The sequence below is a fragment of the uncultured Roseobacter sp. genome, from assembly GCF_947501835.1.
In the GTDB taxonomy this organism is placed as follows: domain Bacteria; phylum Pseudomonadota; class Alphaproteobacteria; order Rhodobacterales; family Rhodobacteraceae; genus Roseobacter.
On sequence record NZ_CANMXR010000008.1, the window covers coordinates 256,396 to 275,451 of the forward strand.

The following is a 19,056-nucleotide window of genomic DNA, read 5'->3' on the forward strand; positions in this document are numbered from 1 at the left end:
GATGGAAGCCTCCGGCGGGGATATTTTGGGCCAGAAGAAACAAGGGGTGTCGCAATGAGGCTGACCTGTCCGATCTGCGGCGAACGGGACCGGCGCGAGTTTTATTATCAGGGGGATGCTGTGGCGCTGCGCCGTCCGGCGCCTGATGCGGGCGATGATCCTTGGGCGGATCACCTGCATCTGCGGGACAATCCGGCGGGCGAGACCCGCGATCTTTGGCAGCATGATGGTGGGTGCGGTGCCTGGGTTGTGGTCACGCGCAACACGGTGACACATGAGGTTCTGGCGACCGTCCTGGCCGAGGATGAGGCGAGGGCGCGGTCATGAGGATTGAGGGCAAGGGCCTGATTGACAGGTCGAAACCGGTGCGTTTTCAATTCGATGACGTCGGGCACACCGCCTATGCGGGCGACACGGTTGCCTCGGCGCTTTTGGCCAAGGGGCAACGCCTGATGGGGCGTTCGTTCAAATACCACCGGCCGCGTGGCGTGTTGACGGCAGGCAGCGAGGAACCAAATGCGCTTTTGACCGTGGGGCGCGGTGCCGCGCAGGAGCCCAATGTGCGCGCGACGATGCAGGAGGTTTACGACGGGCTTGAGGCGCGGTCGCAAAATGCCTGGCCCTCGCTGAAGACGGATTTGATGGGGATAAATGATCTCGCCTGGCCCTTTCTGGGGGCAGGATTTTACTACAAGACTTTCATGTGGCCGCGCGGATTTTGGGAAAGGGTCTATGAGCCGATCATTCGCCGTGCCGCTGGACTGGGCGGATTGAGTGGGCAGAACAACCCCGACAAATACGAACGTGCTTATGCGTTCTGCGATCTTCTGGTGATCGGGGCGGGGCCTGCGGGCCTGATGGCTGCGTTGGTGGCAGGGCGCGCCGGTGCCGACGTCGTCCTGGTGGATGAAGACAGTCGGATGGGCGGACGGCTGAATGCCGAGACCTATGAGATCGATGGGATGCAGGGCCATGCCTGGGCGGAGGCCGTCGTGGCCGAACTGCAGGGTATGGACAACGTGCGCCTGATGACCCGGACGACGGTCACCGGTGCCTATGATCAGGGTACCTATGCCGCGCTGGAGCGGGTCAACACACACCGGCGCCTGCTCCCCGATGGTGCCCCGCTGGAAACCTTCTGGCGCATTGCCACCAAACGCGCGATCCTTGCGGCGGGCGCCTTGGAACGCACCATCGCCTTTGAAAATAACGACCGCCCGGGCATCATGACGGCGGGGGCTGTGCGCGCCTACCTCAACCGCTGGGGCGTGAGCCCCGGGCAGCGTGTCGCGGTTTTTGGCAACAATGATGATGCGCATCGAACGGCCACGGATCTGGCGGCGGCGGGGGTGGAGGTTGCGGCCCTGATCGACAGCCGCCCTGATGTGCAGGTTTCGGATGCGTCTTTCCCGGTCCTTGCCGGAGCGATGGTGACGGGCAGCACAGGGCGGCTTGGGCTGACCTCGGTGAGGGTCAAAACCGCAGGCTCCGAGCGCCAGATCGATGTGGATTGTCTGGCGATGTCAGGGGGGTGGAACCCGACCGTGCATCTGACCTGCCATATGAATGGCCGCCCGACATGGCGCGAGGATATTGCAAGCTTTGTACCGACCCCAGGGTCCGTCCCGGGCCTTGTGTCGGCAGGGGCCTGCAACGGCGATTTTAGCACAGTGGCCTGTTTGGCCGCGGGCGCCGAGGCCGCAAAGGCGGCGCTGAAGGAGCTGGGCCAGAAAGCCCCGCGCGTCAGCCTGCCGAAAGCGGATGACACCCCCTATGTGCTGTCGCCGTTGTGGGCCGTGCCGGGCAAAGGCCGGGCGTGGCTTGATTTCCAGAACGATGTGACCGTGAAGGATGTCAAACAGGCGGCCACTGAAAACTTCCGCTCGGTTGAGCATATGAAACGCTATACCACGCAGGGTATGGCCACGGATCAGGGCAAGAATTCCAACGTTGCCGCGTTGGCGATCCTGGCCGATGCCACCGGGCGTGGCATTCCAGAAACCGGCACGACGACCTTTCGGCCCCCCTATACCCCGGTGTCCATTGCGGCGATGGGCGCGGGCGCGCAGGGGGCCGGATTTGCGCCGCAACGCTTGACCACATCTCATGCCATCAGCATCGAGATGGGCGCGCCGATGATCGAGGCGGGCCTGTGGTATCGCCCCAGCTATTTCCCACGCAAAAGCGAAACGACCTGGCGGCAGTCCTGCGACCGCGAAGTGGGCTATGTGCGCGAGGCTGTGGGGGTTTGTGATGTCTCCACATTGGGCAAGATTGACATTCAGGGGCCGGGTGCTGCCGCATTGCTGGATTTTGTCTACACCAACATGTTTTCCACGCTGAAGGTCGGGCGCGTGCGCTACGGCCTGATGCTGCGCGAAGACGGGCATGTGATGGATGACGGCACCACCGCGCGCCTGGGGGAGCATCACTTCGTGATGACAACCACCACGGCGGCAGCGGGCAACGTCATGCGCCATCTGGAATTTGTGCATCAGGCGTTGATGCCTGACCTCGATGTGCGGTTCACTTCGGTCACGGAGCAATGGGCGCAATTTGCTGTCGCGGGGCCGAAATCGCGCGCGCTGTTGAACGAGTTGCTGAAGACGCCGGTCGAGAATGACAACTGGCCCTTCATGGCCTGCGGTGCGGTTACGGTTGCGGGGGTGGCGGGCAGGCTTTTCCGCATCTCCTTCTCAGGCGAGCACGCTTATGAGGTTGCGGTGCCTGCGCGCTACGGCGAGAGCCTGTTCAAGCTGCTGGTGGCACGGGCAGAGAGCATGGGCGGTGGGGCCTATGGCATGGAAGCCCTTAACGTGCTGCGCATCGAAAAAGGCCATATCACCCATGCTGAAATCCACGGCCGCACAACGGCTTTCGATATTGGGTTCGGGCGGATGATCAGTGCCAAGAAGGATTGCATCGGCAAGACGATGGCCGCCCGCGAAGGCATGATCGATCCGGAGCGCGAACGGCTTGTCGGGTTCAAACCCGTCAACGCCAAACAGGAACTGACCGCGGGCGCGCATGTGTTCAACCAAAGGGATGAGGCCACGCGGGTTAACGATCAGGGCTATGTGACCTCCGTAGGGTTCTCGCCGACGCTGGGCCATTTCATCGGGCTGGGCTTTGTGAAACGCGGGTCGGAGCGGATGGGGGAGACTCTGCGCATCGTTGACCAGATGCGCGATTTGGAGACTGACGTGGAAATCTGCTCGCCAGTGTTCTTTGACCCGGAGGGAGGCAGAACCCGTGGTTGATCTTGTTGCAAAAAGCCCCGGCGCAGGGGTGCTGCCCGTCACTGTTGGTGCGCTGACCCTGGCGGAGGTCGATCTGGGTCATCTGACGTCGGTCGCACCCTATATCGGACAGGAAGAGGCGGCCTCAGCGGCGCTGAAATCAGCGCATGGCATGGCGTTTCCTGCGCCCAATCGGGCGACGGGCAAGGAGGGCGCGCGTGCGATTTGGTTCGGACGTGGGATGGCATTGCTGGCGGGCCCCGCTCCGGATGCGGCCTTGGCGACCCCCTCAGCACTGACCGATCAATCCGATGCCTGGGCCTGTGTGACCTTGACTGGTGACGGCGCAGAGGACGCGCTGGCGCGACTGGTCCCGGTGGACCTGCGCGCGGTGCACTTCAAGCGCGGCCATACCGTGCGGTCATTGATCATGCATATGAACGGCTCAATCACGCGGATTGGCGCGGACTGCTTCCTGATCCTGGTATTCCGGTCCATGGTCGGCACTTTGGTGCACGATTTGAAACAGGCTATGGAAGGCGTCGCCGCACGCAGTTAAACTGCCCGCGAAACAACCCATGCGGAGACTTCATATGTTGCGTTATTCTCTGGTTCTTGCGCTTGCCTGGACTGCTTTTCCGGCGCTGGCCCAAGAGGACAAGGAAGTCCTATGTGGGCATCAGGCGGATATCGTGGCGGCCATTGCCCAAGCGCGTCTGGATCGCGTGAGTGAGCGTAAATTGCCCGAAGCACTGGCGGAAACTGCCACCTGGCCTGAGAATTACAACGTGATGATCCCGGTGCTTGCGCCGCATTTGTACGGGCTGAAACGCAAGGATATTCGCAACACCGATTGGCGCGGTGCGACCTTTGAGCAATGCATGGGGGCAGATCTCAGCGCGGCGCAGGGCAACTGAGCCGCCTGTGGCGCTTTTGACATGGCGAGGGGCGTGATGGGGCGCGGATCAAACGGGTGAACTGACCCTCACGCTCTGGACTCTACCCCGGTGCGCGCCGATATATAGTTCATGAGCCTGCCGCCCGGATTTTTGGATGAATTGCGCACACGGATGAGCCTGACCCAGGTGGTCGGGCGCAAGGTCATGTGGGATCAGCGCAAATCCAACCAGGCCAAGGGTGACATGTGGGCGCCATGCCCCTTTCACCAGGAAAAATCCGCCAGTTTCCATGTCGATGACCGCAAGGGATTCTATTATTGCTTTGGCTGTCACGCCAAGGGCGATGCCATCTCCTTTGTCCGCGAAACCGAAAACGTGGGCTTCATGGAAGCGGTGGAAATTCTGGCGCGCGAAGCGGGTATGCCGATGCCAGCACGTGACCCGCAAGCCCAGCAAAAGGCCGACAAACGCAGCCAGTTGGCGGAGGTGATGGAGCAGGCGGTCAAATTCTTTCGCCTGCAACTGAACACGAGTGCTGCGGCCGAGGCGCGCGCGTATCTTGAGCGCAGGGGCCTGGACGCAGGCGCATTGGAGCGCTGGGAAATCGGGTTCGCGCCGGATCAGTGGCAGGGGCTGTGGGATCATCTGAAGGCCAAGAGTGTTGAAGACCAGCTGATCCTGGATGCCGGTCTGGCCAAGCCCTCGACCAAAGGCGGCAAGCCTTATGACACGTTTCGCGGGCGGATCATCTACCCGATCCGGGATGCGCGGGGGCGGGCGATTGCCTTCGGCGGGCGGGCGATGGACCCGAACGACAATGCCAAATACCTCAATTCGCCCGAGACGGAACTCTTCGACAAAGGGCGCAGCCTCTACAATCAGGGGCCCGCGCGAACGGCCGCCGGGAAGGGGCAGCCGCTGATTGTCGCCGAAGGCTACATGGATGTGATTGCGCTGGCCTCTGCCGGGTTCGAGGCCTCGGTGGCGCCTCTGGGCACGGCGATTACCGAAAACCAGCTGCAGATGCTCTGGCGGATAGCGCCGGAGCCGATCATTGCTCTGGATGGGGATACGGCGGGCCTGCGCGCGGCGATGCGTCTGATCGATCTGGCGCTGCCGCTGCTGGAAGCCGGGCAGTCGCTGCGGTTTGCGATTATGCCTGCGGGCAAGGATCCCGATGATCTGTTGCGCGAGCAGGGCGCGTCGGCGTTGCAAAAGCTGCTCGACGAGGCGCTGCCCATGGTGCGGCTGCTCTGGCAGCGCGAGACCGAGGGGCGTGTTTTCGACAGTCCGGAGCGCAAAGCGGCCTTGGACAAGGCGCTGCGCGACAAGATCATGACGATCAAGGACCCCTCGATCCGAAGCCATTATGGTCAGGAAATCAAGGATTTGCGGTGGCAGCTGTTCCGTCCGCAACGCAAGCCCGCAGGTGGCCCGCGCAGCAGTGGGCAACGGGGGTGGCATAAGGCACCTGCACCGGCCTTGGCCTCCACCAAGGCGTCTTTGCTGGCGGCGTCCGGAGACACGCAAAGCACCGAGCATCTGCGCGAAGCTGTCATTCTGGCAGCGCTTGTAACCTGTCCGGAAGTGATTGAACCCTTTGAATCCGGGATTGAGCAGATGCGTTGCGCCGATCCTGTCCATGCTGATTTGCGCGCAACGTTGCTGAGGCACATGGATTTGGACGCCGAGGCATTGCAGGGCAGAATTTCTGAGGTGTTGGGGGCGGAGGCTCTTGAAAATCTGCTGAGCCAGCGCCATGTGGCCATCGTGCCCTGTATTCGTGCGCCGGGGGATGCCGATATGGCGCGCATGACCGTGGCCGAAGAACTGGCCAAACTGCACAGCACGCGCGGATTGAACGCCGAGATTGCCGAAGCTGCAGAGGACCTCAGTGGGGTTGCCGACGAAGGGGTGACGTGGCGCCTGTCGGAGGCCGCAAAGGCAGCGGATATGGCACGCAGAAGCGGGCAGGAAGACACGTCAGAATACGACCTGGGCGAGAATGGTGCCCGAATCAGTCGGCAGGAACGGAGCGCATTGGACGCCTTACTTGATGCCATTAAGCATCAGAAACCGGAGGGTTAACCATATTTGAACGGGAAACCTCCAGAAAAAGACGGTAAACGGGTGGCCGAATCACCCAAAAACGCTAGATGATTCCCTAGTGATTCGGGCAAGCGAATCGATGAGACCTTTGAGGAGCAGTGCATGGCCGCCAAAGACACCAACACCGACGCCAAACCCGACGATCAGGATGCAGGCCATTCGCTTGATATGAGCCAGGCCGCCGTCAAGAAGATGATCGGTGAGGCGCGCGAAAAGGGCTACATCACCTACGATCAGTTGAACACGGTCTTGCCGCCCGATCAGGTCAGTTCCGAGCAAATCGAAGACGTGATGTCGATGCTGTCTGAGATGGGCATCAACATCATTGAGGATGAAGACGCCGAGGAAGAGGAAGCCAAGGGCTCCACCGAGCTGACCACCACGGAAGGCACACGTGAGGTTACGCTGGGCTCCGGCACCTCCGAGAAGCTGGACCGGACCGACGACCCCGTGCGGATGTACCTGCGCGAGATGGGATCGGTCGAACTGCTGAGCCGCGAGGGCGAGATTGCGATCGCCAAGCGTATCGAGGCCGGGCGCAACACCATGATCGCGGGCCTGTGCGAAAGCCCGCTGACATTCCAGGCGATCACGATCTGGCGCGACGAACTTCTGTCCGAAGAGATTTTGCTGCGTGATGTTATCGATCTGGAGGCCACCTTCGGCAACCAGATGGATGAAGACGGTGCCGTGGACGAGCCCGTTGTCGCCGCCGATGGGACATCAGAAAAGAAAGAAGAGGCGAGCCCGGAATTGGATGCCGATGGCAATCCGATTGTCCAGGACGATGATGACGACGAGGACGATCAGGCCAATATGTCGCTTGCGGCCATGGAAGCGGCGCTGAAGCCGCAGGTGCTTGAGGCGCTCGACATCATCGCAGATGACTATGTGAAGCTCAGCGAAATGCAGGACAGCCGGATTTCGGCGACGCTTAATGAAGACGGCAGCTTCACCGATGGCGATGAAGCGCTTTATCAGAAACTGCGTGCCGAGATCGTTCTGTTGGTGAATGAACTGCATCTGCACAACAACCGTATCGAAGCGTTGATCGACCAGCTTTACGGCATCAATCGCCGCATCATGCAGATCGACAGTGCGATGGTGAAACTGGCGGATCAGGCGCGCATCAACCGGCGCGAATTCGTCGATGAATATCGCGGGTATGAGCTGGATCCGAACTGGATGGAACGGATGGCTGAAAAGCCCGGTCGCGGCTGGCAGATGTTCATTGAACGCTCGACCGACAAGGTGGAGGAACTGCGGGCCGACATGGCGCAGGTTGGGCAGTATGTTGGTCTCGACATCTCCGAATTCCGCCGCATCGTGCAGCAGGTTCAGAAGGGCGAAAAAGAGGCGCGTCAGGCCAAGAAGGAAATGGTCGAAGCGAACCTGCGTCTGGTGATTTCGATTGCCAAAAAGTACACCAACCGCGGGTTGCAATTCCTTGATCTCATTCAGGAAGGTAACATCGGCCTGATGAAGGCGGTCGATAAATTTGAATACCGTCGCGGATATAAATTCTCCACCTACGCCACCTGGTGGATTCGTCAGGCGATCACCCGGTCCATCGCCGATCAGGCGCGCACGATCCGGATCCCGGTGCATATGATCGAGACGATCAACAAACTGGTCCGCACCGGTCGCCAGATGCTGCACGAGATCGGTCGCGAGCCGACGCCGGAAGAGCTGGCCGAGAAGCTGCAGATGCCGCTGGAGAAGGTCCGCAAGGTGATGAAGATTGCCAAGGAGCCGATCTCGCTGGAGACGCCGATTGGCGACGAGGAAGACAGCCAGTTGGGTGATTTCATCGAGGACAAGAATGCGGTGCTGCCGCTGGACAGTGCCATTCAGGAGAACCTCAAGGAAACCACGACGCGTGTGCTAGCGTCCCTGACGCCGCGCGAGGAACGTGTGCTGCGCATGCGCTTCGGCATCGGGATGAACACCGACCATACGCTCGAAGAGGTGGGTCAGCAGTTCAGCGTGACCCGCGAGCGGATCCGCCAGATCGAGGCCAAAGCGTTGCGCAAGCTCAAGCATCCCAGCCGGTCACGTAAGTTGCGCTCCTTCCTGGATCAATGAAGCGGCGCAAGCAGTTGAACCTCAGAATCTCGCGCCGCCGTTCCAGACTTCCGGAAGCCAACCAAGCCAACCTCCCTACCGTTTCCGGGGGATTGGCCGCGCTGATATTGTCTCCATTTGTAGCCTACGGGTTTTCGCTTCAGTATTTCGCAGCCGCATTCGATATCGGTGATGGACGTATCGAGGCGGATTTCTTTTTCCGGCTGTCGGGGGTTGTCCTAGGCATGGGTGTCGGGGCGCTTTTGATGGCTCTGGGGTTTTTCCTACTGCATGATGTGCGCCGTGCTCGTGAAAAAACGAGCGCGGGCACATCATTTTGGCAGTTCTTTGGAGCCGCCTTCGCCATTCTTCTGACTGTTATTGGGTTTTGGCTCCTGTCGGCCTCGTTCGAAGGTTGGGGAGCTGCTACGACTTTGATCCGCGAAGTCCTTGATGCGTGATGTCAGGCGCTTGTCGCCACGTGGTCCGTCCTGTTCACGCGCACGACCTCTTCAATAGCGATACTGTGTTTTATTAGAAATCAAATAGTTAGAGATTTTTGATACTGAGATTAAGAAACTCCACGATGCAAAGAAACAGAAGCCTTTTCGCTTGCTAGGGCGGGAGCGGTCACACCGCAAATAGCCGCTTTCAGATCCGTCTTTGCCACCGCAGGGTTGGGAACAAACGGTTGGATAAACCATCGACCGGTTCGCGGAATTGGCGTCGATACAGTAGCGAAATTCCTTTGCAGTCGGGGTCGGAAATCACCTTTACACTTCCTGCAAGCGCCTCTTCCTTCAGAATTACCATCTTAGCGAGCAGGCCAGTTCACGGGTGTAGCCCAACCCACATGGTTCTTCATGAGACCCATTTGATTGCTACGCGTCTGCTGAATTTTATCAAATCGAACAATCGGAATTTCCTACTGGCAGGGAATGCCAATTTGCTCATATCCTCCAATGCTCGCGCAAAATAATATAGAGGGACCAGGAAAGTTGATGCTGATCGTATTTATGATGCGATCATAACTTTCGGCGCACGCCGAAACGGGGTGCACCCATCGTGTTCGGTCTCGAGTTAGTTTAGTAGCTTGAGACCCTTGGGAATAGTTGCGGTTTAGCCCTTATTTCGGGACTTTTGGCGTGATCGGATGTCATCCGATAAATGTGTAGCGATAGGATTGACGTAATCGACAGCCGGGCCCTTTCCGCTAGCCTCGCCTGCAAGCGCCATCAATTGCTAACAGGTCTGTCCCGCGATGAGATTGAACCCCAAGTCGATCACTTTTCCGGTGTCGTCTGCGAGATCAGGATCTGGCCTCGACAAGAATTGCCCCGCTTGTTTTCCCATCTCATAGCGCGGGGTTTCGACAGTCGTCAGACCCACGGGCAAGGCTTCAAGAAATGGCAGCCCATTAAAGCCCGCGAGCGCAATATCTTCGGGCATCCGGAGGCCGTTTGACAGGCAATGCATGATGCCGCCGGTCGCTAAATCATCGTTGGAATAGTAGATCGCATCTGGTTTATCGGGGCGCGAAAGGATTTCTGCCGTCATTCGACGCCCCTTCATCATCGAGGATGGGTTTGGACTGATATTCTCTGACAGCAAGGTTGCCCCTGCTTCGCGGAGCGTTCGCCGGAAACCTTCGAGCCGCTTGCCAGCCCTTAGATCGCGCCCGCTATGGCTGCCTGCGTAAGCAAATCTGCGGTACCCCTGCGCCAACATGTGCTTTGCAGTGGCATGACCCGCAGCAATCTGAGACATGCCGAAGGCCATTGAAATCGGTGTGCCATCGATATCCATGATCTCGGCGACCCGGACACCTGCTGCTGCAATCGCAGCCCGCGTGACATCAGAGTGCTCCAAACCGGTCAGCACGATCCCGGAGGGGCGCCAGGACAGCAGGTCACGGACGAGTTCATCTTCTTTCTCTTCGGAATACTCAGTGACGCCGAAGACTGGTCTGCAACCCGCTTGGGTCAAGGCATCCGTGATACCGCTAAGCACATCGTTGAAAACCGAGTTCCCAAGCGTTGGCAGAACAACCGCGACAAGTGGCGTCTTTTCGGATCTGAGCCCGCGTGCCAGACGATTCTGCACGTAGCCAATTTCTGCCGCCGCTGCCCTGACGCGGTCTCGGACTTCTTCAGAGATGTAGCCCTTGCCATTCATCACCCTGGAGACAGTCATCTGGCTCACGCCGGCCTTTTCGGCAACGTCATCCATGGTTGGGCGGGCATTCCTAATTTTCATTTAGTTTCCTGCCTGTTGCGCGGCAACGTCTGACCGGGATGAGAGAAGGGCTTGACACATGTTTACGTAAACATGTTAATGATGGCCAGTATGTTTACGTAAACATATAAGTATTTCGACGAATTGGGAGGATATCAAATGAATAAGTTTCTTTTGGGTACCGCTTTGGCGGCTGTCTTAGCGACATCAGGCCATGCGGACACTTACCGGCCGGAGTGCTTTGTCCCGGCGCCTGGGACAAGCACGATTCAAGGCGAGGCTAAGGACGGGCCTTACAAAATTGCTTTCGTGAACGGTTTTGCTGGCAACGACTGGCGTATCGCGGCCATTCAAGCATCAAAAGCCTGGGCCGCGCGGCCGGAAAATGCCGCAAATATCGAAGAGTTTACGGTCGTTTCCGTCGGCAACGATAGTGCTGCGCAAATCGCGGCAATCGATAACTTTATTGCAGCGGGTTATGACGCCATTACCTTTATTGCGGTCAACCCAAGTGCCTTTGAACCGGTGATCCGCCGCGCAGATCGTGCAGGTACGGTGCTGGTGCCTTTCGACAACGTTCTGGATACTGACAAGGTGGTCCAGATCAATGAAAGCCAGCTAGAGCTTGGCCGCCTGAAGGCACAAACGGTCATGGATGAACTGGGCGGAAATGCCAGCAAAATTCTGATGGTCAACGGCTTGCCGGGCAATGCCACCGATCGCGACCGTCGTCTGGGCATGATGAGCGTTCTCGAAAAAATTGAGGGTCTCGAGATTGTGGAAGTGGTCGGCAACTGGGACACTGGCACAAGTCAAAAGGTTGTTGCTGACGCGCTTGCCACACACGGCGAATTTGACGCGGTCGTATCGCAGCACGGCGCCGCTGGCACAATCAACGCGATGCAAGCGGCGGGGCACCCGATTGTCCCGATGGGCGTTGACGGTGAAAACGGTGTGCGGATCTTGATGGATGAATTGGATATCCCCGGCATCTCTGCGTCACAGGCCCCGGCCATGTCCGCTATCGCGCTCGAAGCTGCCGTCGCCCTATTGCAGGGGAACCAACTGCCGCAAACCGTGTTCCTGCCAATCCCGCAGGTTCTGGCAAGTGATCTGGAGGCTGGCGTAAATTACTTCCCCGATCTGCCTAAGTCGTTCAACACAGGCACCGGTTTTCCGGACTGCATCGCGCCCTTTACCCCTGAAGAGCTGATCGGCCAAAGCGCTGACGACACCTAAGGGCCTGGCACCTTTTCCCGGCGGCATCCAATGTCGCCGGGTCCACGATCCCGTTTTACAGTCGGATGTTTCAAATGCCGCGATCAGAGACCGCTATTGTGCGCCTGTCTGGCGTCTCCAAAATCTATGGGGCAACCAGGGCGTTGTCCGACGTGGACTTTGCCTGTTTCGCGGGCGAGATTCACGCCATTCTGGGCGAAAACGGCGCTGGCAAATCAACACTGATGAAACTGGTATCCGGGGTCATCCAGCCCACCTCCGGACATATCGATGTTGATGGGATCAGGACCGATCTATCCTCACCGGCTGCTGCGATGGCGCGGGGCCTGATCTGCATGTTCCAGGAACTCTCTTTGGTCCCGGATTTGACGGTTCGCGAAAACCTGATGCTGGGCGCGCCGGGACGCGGCCTGGGGCGGCTGGATACCGCAGTGGTTGAGCGCGCAAAGAGCATCCTGTCGCAAATCGATGGCGAGGCCATCCGGATGAAGGCGCGTGTTGCTGACCTGACATTGGCCGAGCGCCAGCAGGTCGAAATTGCAAAGGCGCTTTCGCGCAATCCAAGGCTTTTGATCCTGGACGAAGCAACCTCCGCCCTGAACGCATCCGTGGTGGAAAAAGTATTCCGGCTGATACGGGCCAGACGCGACGCGGGCGTCGGCGTCTTGTTCATTTCGCACAGGTTTCACGAAATCGAAGCGCTTGCGGATCGCATCTCGATTTTCCGCAACGGGTCCCATGTCGAGACCTTTGACAACGGGGCCTATGATTACGGCGCGATCATCAGCAAGATGGTAGGCCAGCGCATTGATGACCTGTTCCCGGCAAAGCCCGACCCGGTTGCGGACGCTGAAGAGGTTATCAGTCTGAGTGGTTTCAGTTGGGGCGACACGTTGGATGACGTTTCCATTGTGTTGCGAAAGGGCTGCATCACGGGTCTTGGCGGCTTGGATGGGCAGGGCCAGGGCGCGGTTTTGCAAGGTCTGTTTGGGCTGCTCAAGGGCACCCGAGGGGATTGCATGATGGATGGCCGCAAAATCACGGTAAACCACCCAAAGACCGCCAAGTCCCCGAATCTTGGCATCGCTCTGGTCCCGGAAGACCGCAAAACCGAAGGTCTGGTGCTGGAGCAAAGCATTGCGCACAATATGGAACTCGCCGCCTTGGGCGTTGAGGGCCTTGATGCGGGTGATCCCGCCATCTACCAACCCTTCCTCGACGCGCTGGAACTCAAGTGCGACAGTCTGGATCAGACGGTCTCCGAACTCTCAGGGGGAAACCAGCAAAAGGTGGCGCTCACCAAGTGGCTGTCCTTGGGCCCGCGCTGCATGTTGCTCGCCGACCCGACCCGTGGAATTGACGTCAAAACCAAAACCCAAATCTACGCCCTGCTCAGACGGTTGGCGGACAGCGGCGTTGCCATCCTGCTGCTGTCCACAGACTACGAAGAACTGATCCACCTGTGTGACGACGCGCATATTTTCTACAACGGACGCGTTGTGCGCCGGCTTTCCGGAGCCGATATCACGGCAGAAAACATCATCGCCGCTTCGCTGAACATGCATGAGACGCCAACCGCCGCCGAGGGGACTGCTCATGCGTGATCTTCTGCGCGCGAACCAGCGCGAAACAATCGCCTTTTCGGTTCTGGTGGCGTTGCTGGTATCTTACCTTGCAACGCACCCCGCAGGCCCGACCACCTATGTCATGACCATCTGGGCGAACCAGTGTCTCATCCTGGCGTTGGCCGCCATTGCACAGTTCTTTGCCGTCATCGTGCGTGGTATTGATCTGTCGGTTGGGGCAATCATGGCGCTGACCAACTGCATCGCCTCCTATCTGGTCATAGGGACCGGCGTCGAAATGACGTTTGGCATCATCGCCGTCCTGGCCGCCGGGGTCGGATGCGGAGTGTTGAACGGTCTGTTGGTCGTCTATGGCCGTATCCAGCCCATCGTTGTGACCCTCGCGACGGCCTCCGTATTTGTTGGCCTTGCATTACTGTTGCGGCCCACACCCGGGGGGCAGATCGACTATGACCTTGCTGATGCGCTGACCCTGGATGTCCTGGACGTACCGACGGCGCTGATCATCACGGTGGCGGTCATTGGGCTGATTTGGGTTCCCCTGCGCCGGACAGGCTTGGGATTGGGCCTCTACGCGGTTGGCTCGTCTGAACAGGCGGCCTTTCAGTCGGGTATGCCGGTTGCCAAAATTCGACTGGCCTCCTTTGCTTTGGGCGGTTTGTTTGCGGGGCTTGCCGGGCTTTACTTCAGTCTGGTCACAACGACAGGCGACGCCGGGATCGGGCCAAATTTCACGTTGAATTCGATCGCGGCTGTTGTCTTGGGCGGGGTGGCGCTGCGGGGCGGTGTCGGCACGTTGACCGGGGCAATCGCCGGGGCGTTCATCCTCAAGACAATCGGGGCGCTGATGTTTTTCTCAGGGCTTCCGCCACTGGCACAACCCTTCGTCGAAGGACTGATCCTGGCCGCAGCAATCGCGATCGGCGGGGCGGATGTCCTGCGCGTGAAGAACAAGCTGGAGGTGTTCGGACGATGAGGGGTCTGATGCAACGTATGCCCAGTATGGATAGCCTGGTGCCCTACATCGGGACCATCCTGCTCATCCTGGGGGGCAGTGTTTTTTACCCTCAGATCCTCGGATTTGAGTATTTGACGCAGCAGCTACAGATCTCGGCGTTTCTTGGATTGCTTGCGCTGGGGGCGACCCTTGTCATCCTGTTGGGCCATATTGATTTGTCCGTTCCCTGGATCCTGGGCGGCGCTGCAATCCTCTCGACCTCCCTTGCGGGAACAGGCGACGCGGTTTTGACCGCGCTGGCAATCCCGGCCGCGCTCCTCTTCGGGGGCCTGATCGGCATTGTGAACGGTGTTGGTGTCGCGATCCTGCGCATTCCGTCAATGGTCTGGACGCTGGCGGTCAATTCGATGCTGCTGGGCGTCGCGGTCCTGAACACCGGGGGGTTCAACCCCAAGGGCGAAGCAAGTGACACAATGATATGGCTTGCAACGGGGCAGTTGGCCGGGATACCGGCGGCCTTTCTCGTCTGGATGCTCGTTGCGGCGATGATGGCGCTCGTGCTCACCCGCTCAGGTTTTGGTCGCTACCTGTCGGCTATTGGCTACAATGAAAAGGCGACATTCTTGTCGGGCGTTTCAACGCCATCGGTTATCTTTGCGGCCTTTGCGATTGCCGGGGTCTGCTCGGCGCTGGGTGGTGTCTTGTTGGCGGGCTACGCAAACCAGGCCTATCAGTCGATGGGCGATCCGTTCCTGTTGCCGACGATTGCGGCCGTTGTGATCGGTGGCACGTCAATTCTGGGCGGACGCGGCAGCCTTGTGGGCACGATCGGCGGTGTCTTGTTCATTACCTTGCTGACGTCGATCCTGTCGGTGATGCAAATCTCGGATGCCTGGCGCAATATAACTTTTGGCATGATCATCATTGTGATGCTTTTGCTTCAGACACTGCGCAAAAAGGGGGCTTGATATGGGGGCGTACTTTGAAACCTTTGACCGTTCATTTGCGGATATGGTCGACACCAGCCACCCGCCCGAACTGATCGCCCACGGCTATACATGGACAGAAGGGCCCGTCTGGATCGACGACACGCTCTACTTCAACGATATTCCCGCCAAGCGCATGATGAAGTGGCAAGACGGTCAAGGCACAAGTATCGCGCTGCAAAACAGTGAATTCGCAAATGGAAATACGCGCGACGCGCAAGGGCGCATGGTTTCATGCGAACATGGCGGACGGCGTGTCATTCGGCGGCTTGATCCCGAAGACCCGCAAGCGGTCGAAGTGATTTCAGATCGCTATCAGGGCAAGCGCCTGAATTCACCCAATGATGTCATCGTCAAATCGGATGGATCTGTGTGGTTCACGGACCCTCCCTATGGCATCAACTCCGATGTCGAAGGCTACCCCGCCGAAAGCGAGCTTGATGGGTGCTACGTCTTTTGCGCAGCACCTGATGGCGCCCTCACGGCCGTTGTCACCGATTTTGACAAACCAAACGGGCTGGCGTTTTCACCGGATGAAACAAAGCTCTACATCGCCGATTCAGGGGCCATTCGCGGCGCCAGCTTTCCGGGGATAGACCACAGCCTGCCGCACCATATTCGCGTGTTTGAGGTGGACGGCACAACGCTGTCAGGCGGGCAGGTCTTTGCTGAAATTACGCCGGGGGTGCCAGATGGGTTTCGCGTCGATCATGAGGGGTTCATCTGGACCAGCGCCCTGGACGGTATCCATTGCCTCGATCAGGCGGGCGCTTGTCTGGGCAAGATACGCCTTCCGTCACAGACCTCCAATATCTGCTTTGGTGGGGACACCGGAACGGAGATGTTCATCACCTCTTCAGATTCGGTCTGGCGGGTCCGTTCCAACCGATGCGATGCAGCACATAGGCGCAAGACGCAAACCTGAAATCAGGAGAGGTATTTTTTGATGCAAAGTAAGATCGCCGTTATTGGTTTAGGCTCCATGGGTTACGGCATGGCGCAATCATTGCTGCGCGCGGGGCATGCGACCTATGGGTATGATGTTAACCCACGAGCGGCAGAGCGGTTTCAAGCCGAGGGCGGAGAGACCGAAACCCTTGCTGGGATTGTCGGGACCTTGGATGTCGTGGTCGTCGTGGTGCTGAATGCAGAGCAGACACAAAGCGTTCTCTTCGGCTCAGAAGGTGTCGTGGCGCGGCTGAAGCCGGGCGCGGCGGTCATGGCCTGCGCGACCGTCGCACCTGAGTTTGCGCGCCAGATGGCGGCGCGATGTGCCGAGGCGGGCGTCCTATACCTTGATGCGCCGATTTCCGGCGGATCCAAAAAAGCGGGCGAAGGGGCGCTCAGCATCATGGCTTCCGGGTCTGCCGAAGCCTTCGCTGCCGCGCGTCCTGTGCTCGATGCGACGGCAAGCACGGTTTTTGAACTGGGTGACAGCGCGGGTGCGGGGTCTGCAATGAAGGCGGTCAATCAGTTGCTTGCCGGTGTGCACATCGCGGCAATGGCCGAGGCGATGACCTTTGGGATGACCCAAGGTGTGGCACCCGAAACCTTTGTTGAGGTGATCAGCCAATGCGCCGGCACCTCATGGATGCTGGAAAATCGCGCGCCGCATATCGTGGCGGGCGATTACACTCCGCATTCTTCGGTTGATATCTGGCCAAAAGACCTTGGCATTGTCCTCGATGCGGCGAAGTCCGCCAAATTCGCGGCGCCGCTTACCGCCGCTGCCTTGCAACAGTTTTTAGCCGCCTCAGGCTCCGGCTTGGGGCATGAAGACGACGCGGCTGTCGCCAAGGTCTATGCCCGCAATGCGGGTCTGACGCTGCCGGGGGACGCATGATGTTGTTGGGATGTATCGGGGATGACTTCACCGGCTCGTCAGACTTGGCGAACACGCTGTCCAAACAGGGGATGCGGTGCGTGCAATACACCGGCGTCCCATCCACACCTGCGCAAAGCGACGTTGAGGCGGGGATCATTGCCCTCAAATCACGGTCCATCCGGCCTGAGGATGCCGTGCGCCAATCCTTGGAGGCGTTAAACTGGCTTCTGGCACAAGGGTGCGAGCAGATCTTTTTCAAATACTGCTCAACCTTTGACTCTACACCCGAGGGGAACATCGGCCCGGTTGCCGATGCTTTGGCAGATGCCTTGAGCGCGCAACAGGTCATCGTCTGCCCCGCGTTTCCCGGCACGGGCCGTTCGATCTACAAGGGGCATCTTTTCGTCCATGATCGGTTACTCAACGAAAGCGGCTTGCAGGATCATCCGCTGACACCCATGACAGACCCCGACATTCGCCGTTGGCTCAGGCCGCAAACCAAATACTCTGTTGGTCACGTCGATGCAGAGGCAGTTCTGTCCGGTGAAAAGGCCATCAAAAACGCGCTTCAGGCAGAACAAGACGCCGGTCACAGGTTGATCGTTGTGGATGCGTTGCGAGATGCAGATTTGATGGAAATAGGCGCTGCCGCTGATGGCTTGCCACTGATCACGGGCGGGTCCGGCGTAGCACTTGGCCTGCCGCGCAATTTCGAAAAGCGTGGCCAGATGACATCTGACAAAACGCATTGGCGCGGCGAAAGCGGTAAATGTGTCATTTTGTCGGGCTCGTGCTCAAACGCAACGCGCGCGCAGGTGGCTTTGCACAGCAAGACCAACCCAACCTATGAAATCGATGCGACGATGGTGATGACAGGCCAATTGAGCCCTGAAACGGTAACCCAATGGCTGATCAATGCAGATACCGTTCCGTTGGCATATAGTTCGGCTGATCCCGCGGTCGTGGCGGAGATTCAAACGCAATTCGGACGGGACAAAAGCGCAGAGGCACTTGAATCGTTTTTCGCAGAGGTTGCCCGCCAATTGGTTGACGCAGGTATTCGCAAAATCCTCACCGCTGGCGGCGAAACATCGGGTGCCGTTGTCGAAGGTTTGGACCTGAAAGCGCTCGAAATTGGACCGGAGATTGATCCAGGCGTGCCTGCTTTGCGGGCAAGTGCCACGCTTGTCATCGCGCTGAAGTCCGGTAACTTTGGAGCACCGGACTATTTTGAGAAAGCGGCTGCTATTCTTAATCGGGACCGGTGACAAGAACCGCCTCACGCGAACCAATGATGGTGCCCTTCTTGTGTCGCACACATGCACCAGCTTTGGACGACTTGATCCGGCACGGTTCTCGCGCTTCGGCAGGGCAGGTCAGTTGAGCGATGGTGACCAACCGACCAATAAAATGCTGCTCGTTTCTGCATTCTATGCCTCTCGCTGCACTGCTGTCGCGGCGGCATACTTATCCATGTGCCACTCAGTTACCTTGCCTTTGATGCCTGGTATGGCCGAGTAAATTTTCTACCGCTCTTTGCGCCCTATGCGTTTCAGATTTGGGTAAGATCCAACTCATTCCCTTTTCCCGGCCCGGTGATCTTGCGTTGGGCAACGCGGCGCGGGGCTTTTCCAACAAACGCTGCGCGGTATGCGCGCAAATCATGGGCTGCCTGAAATAAAACTAACCTGTCTGGGTGCGACTAGATACGCTATTTGACGCATGCAATCTGTCCCACCAGTGGGTCGCACCGGATGGTTTTGCGCTCGAAAAACGGGTATTAGAAAAAATGGTGGGCGACCCTGGAATCGAACCAGGCGTGCGTCTCCGCGAGGGAGTTACAGTCCCCTGCCACACCTTGCGGCCTGTCGCCCACGCCGCTCTTGCATTGCATGAACGGTGAAGGCGTGATTACA

General features: G+C 58.8%; 15 protein-coding genes and 1 tRNA gene. 14 read left to right on the top strand and 2 right to left on the bottom strand.

Features of this window, described 5'->3' with window-relative positions; all coding sequences use genetic code 11:
- Positions 1 to 54: 54 nt before the first annotated feature.
- The 7 genes from Q1A20_RS17660 (at position 55) to Q1A20_RS17690 (ending at position 8,772) form a co-directional block, all read left to right on the top strand.
- Positions 55 to 327 (top strand): sarcosine oxidase subunit delta, encoded by a 273-nt coding sequence (locus Q1A20_RS17660; protein WP_299405978.1) that lies wholly within the window; start codon positions 55 to 57, stop codon positions 325 to 327.
- Positions 324 to 3,260 carry a sarcosine oxidase subunit alpha family protein gene (locus tag Q1A20_RS17665; protein ID WP_299917901.1) on the top strand — a complete coding sequence of 979 codons (2,937 nt, stop codon included), beginning with the start codon at positions 324 to 326 and terminating at the stop codon, positions 3,258 to 3,260. The genes Q1A20_RS17660 and Q1A20_RS17665 overlap by 4 nt, the downstream gene beginning before the upstream one ends.
- Entirely contained in the window at positions 3,253 to 3,798 is a 546-nt protein-coding gene (locus Q1A20_RS17670; protein ID WP_299917904.1) for a sarcosine oxidase subunit gamma, read from the top strand. Before Q1A20_RS17665 ends, Q1A20_RS17670 begins: the two co-directional genes overlap by 8 nt.
- 34 nt (positions 3,799 to 3,832) lie before the next feature.
- Positions 3,833 to 4,156, top strand: coding sequence for a hypothetical protein (locus Q1A20_RS17675; RefSeq protein WP_298972478.1), 324 nt, complete (start codon positions 3,833 to 3,835; stop codon positions 4,154 to 4,156).
- A gap of 111 nt (positions 4,157 to 4,267) precedes the next feature.
- On the top strand, positions 4,268 to 6,226 hold the full coding sequence (gene dnaG, locus Q1A20_RS17680) for a DNA primase (protein ID WP_299405971.1): 1,959 nt from the start codon (positions 4,268 to 4,270) through the stop codon (positions 6,224 to 6,226).
- Between the two features lie 123 nt (positions 6,227 to 6,349).
- Positions 6,350 to 8,332, top strand: a complete 1,983-nt coding sequence (gene rpoD / locus Q1A20_RS17685; protein WP_298972483.1) for an RNA polymerase sigma factor RpoD — start codon at positions 6,350 to 6,352, stop codon at positions 8,330 to 8,332.
- Positions 8,329 to 8,772 carry a hypothetical protein gene (locus tag Q1A20_RS17690; RefSeq protein ID WP_299405968.1) on the top strand — a complete coding sequence of 148 codons (444 nt, stop codon included), beginning with the start codon at positions 8,329 to 8,331 and terminating at the stop codon, positions 8,770 to 8,772. The genes rpoD and Q1A20_RS17690 overlap by 4 nt, the downstream gene beginning before the upstream one ends.
- A 781-nt stretch (positions 8,773 to 9,553) precedes the next feature.
- Here the strand turns inward: Q1A20_RS17690 and Q1A20_RS17695 are convergent.
- Entirely contained in the window at positions 9,554 to 10,567 is a 1,014-nt protein-coding gene (locus Q1A20_RS17695) for a LacI family DNA-binding transcriptional regulator (RefSeq protein ID WP_299405965.1), read from the bottom strand.
- 138 nt (positions 10,568 to 10,705) lie between these two features.
- Here Q1A20_RS17695 and Q1A20_RS17700 point away from each other — a divergent pair, with 138 nt between their 5' ends.
- The 7 genes from Q1A20_RS17700 to otnK all read left to right on the top strand — a co-directional run bounded on the left by Q1A20_RS17700 (position 10,706) and on the right by otnK (position 18,408).
- Positions 10,706 to 11,785 carry a sugar ABC transporter substrate-binding protein gene (locus tag Q1A20_RS17700; RefSeq protein WP_299405963.1) on the top strand — a complete coding sequence of 360 codons (1,080 nt, stop codon included), beginning with the start codon at positions 10,706 to 10,708 and terminating at the stop codon, positions 11,783 to 11,785.
- A gap of 74 nt (positions 11,786 to 11,859) precedes the next feature.
- Positions 11,860 to 13,389: a sugar ABC transporter ATP-binding protein gene (locus tag Q1A20_RS17705; RefSeq protein ID WP_299917906.1), complete on the top strand. Its 1,530-nt coding sequence runs from the start codon at positions 11,860 to 11,862 to the stop codon at positions 13,387 to 13,389.
- Positions 13,382 to 14,347 carry an ABC transporter permease gene (locus tag Q1A20_RS17710; RefSeq protein WP_299405958.1) on the top strand — a complete coding sequence of 322 codons (966 nt, stop codon included), beginning with the start codon at positions 13,382 to 13,384 and terminating at the stop codon, positions 14,345 to 14,347. The genes Q1A20_RS17705 and Q1A20_RS17710 overlap by 8 nt, the downstream gene beginning before the upstream one ends.
- Positions 14,348 to 14,355: 8 nt before the next feature.
- Positions 14,356 to 15,297: an ABC transporter permease gene (locus Q1A20_RS17715; RefSeq protein ID WP_299405955.1), complete on the top strand. Its 942-nt coding sequence runs from the start codon at positions 14,356 to 14,358 to the stop codon at positions 15,295 to 15,297.
- A 1-nt stretch (position 15,298) separates the two neighbouring features.
- Positions 15,299 to 16,240, top strand: coding sequence for an SMP-30/gluconolactonase/LRE family protein (locus Q1A20_RS17720; RefSeq protein WP_299405953.1), 942 nt, complete (start codon positions 15,299 to 15,301; stop codon positions 16,238 to 16,240).
- Between the two features lie 21 nt (positions 16,241 to 16,261).
- A complete protein-coding gene (gene ltnD / locus Q1A20_RS17725) occupies positions 16,262 to 17,158 on the top strand; it encodes an L-threonate dehydrogenase (protein ID WP_299917909.1) in 897 nt (298 codons plus the stop codon).
- The gene (otnK, locus tag Q1A20_RS17730; protein WP_299917961.1) at positions 17,158 to 18,408 is read left to right on the top strand and encodes a 3-oxo-tetronate kinase; all 1,251 of its coding nucleotides are present in this window, start codon (positions 17,158 to 17,160) and stop codon (positions 18,406 to 18,408) included. The genes ltnD and otnK overlap by 1 nt, the downstream gene beginning before the upstream one ends.
- Before the next feature lie 522 nt (positions 18,409 to 18,930).
- On the opposite strand, the gene Q1A20_RS17735 is transcribed toward otnK, so the two are convergent.
- Positions 18,931 to 19,014: transfer RNA gene (locus Q1A20_RS17735), tRNA-Tyr, on the bottom strand.
- Positions 19,015 to 19,056: the final 42 nt, after the last annotated feature.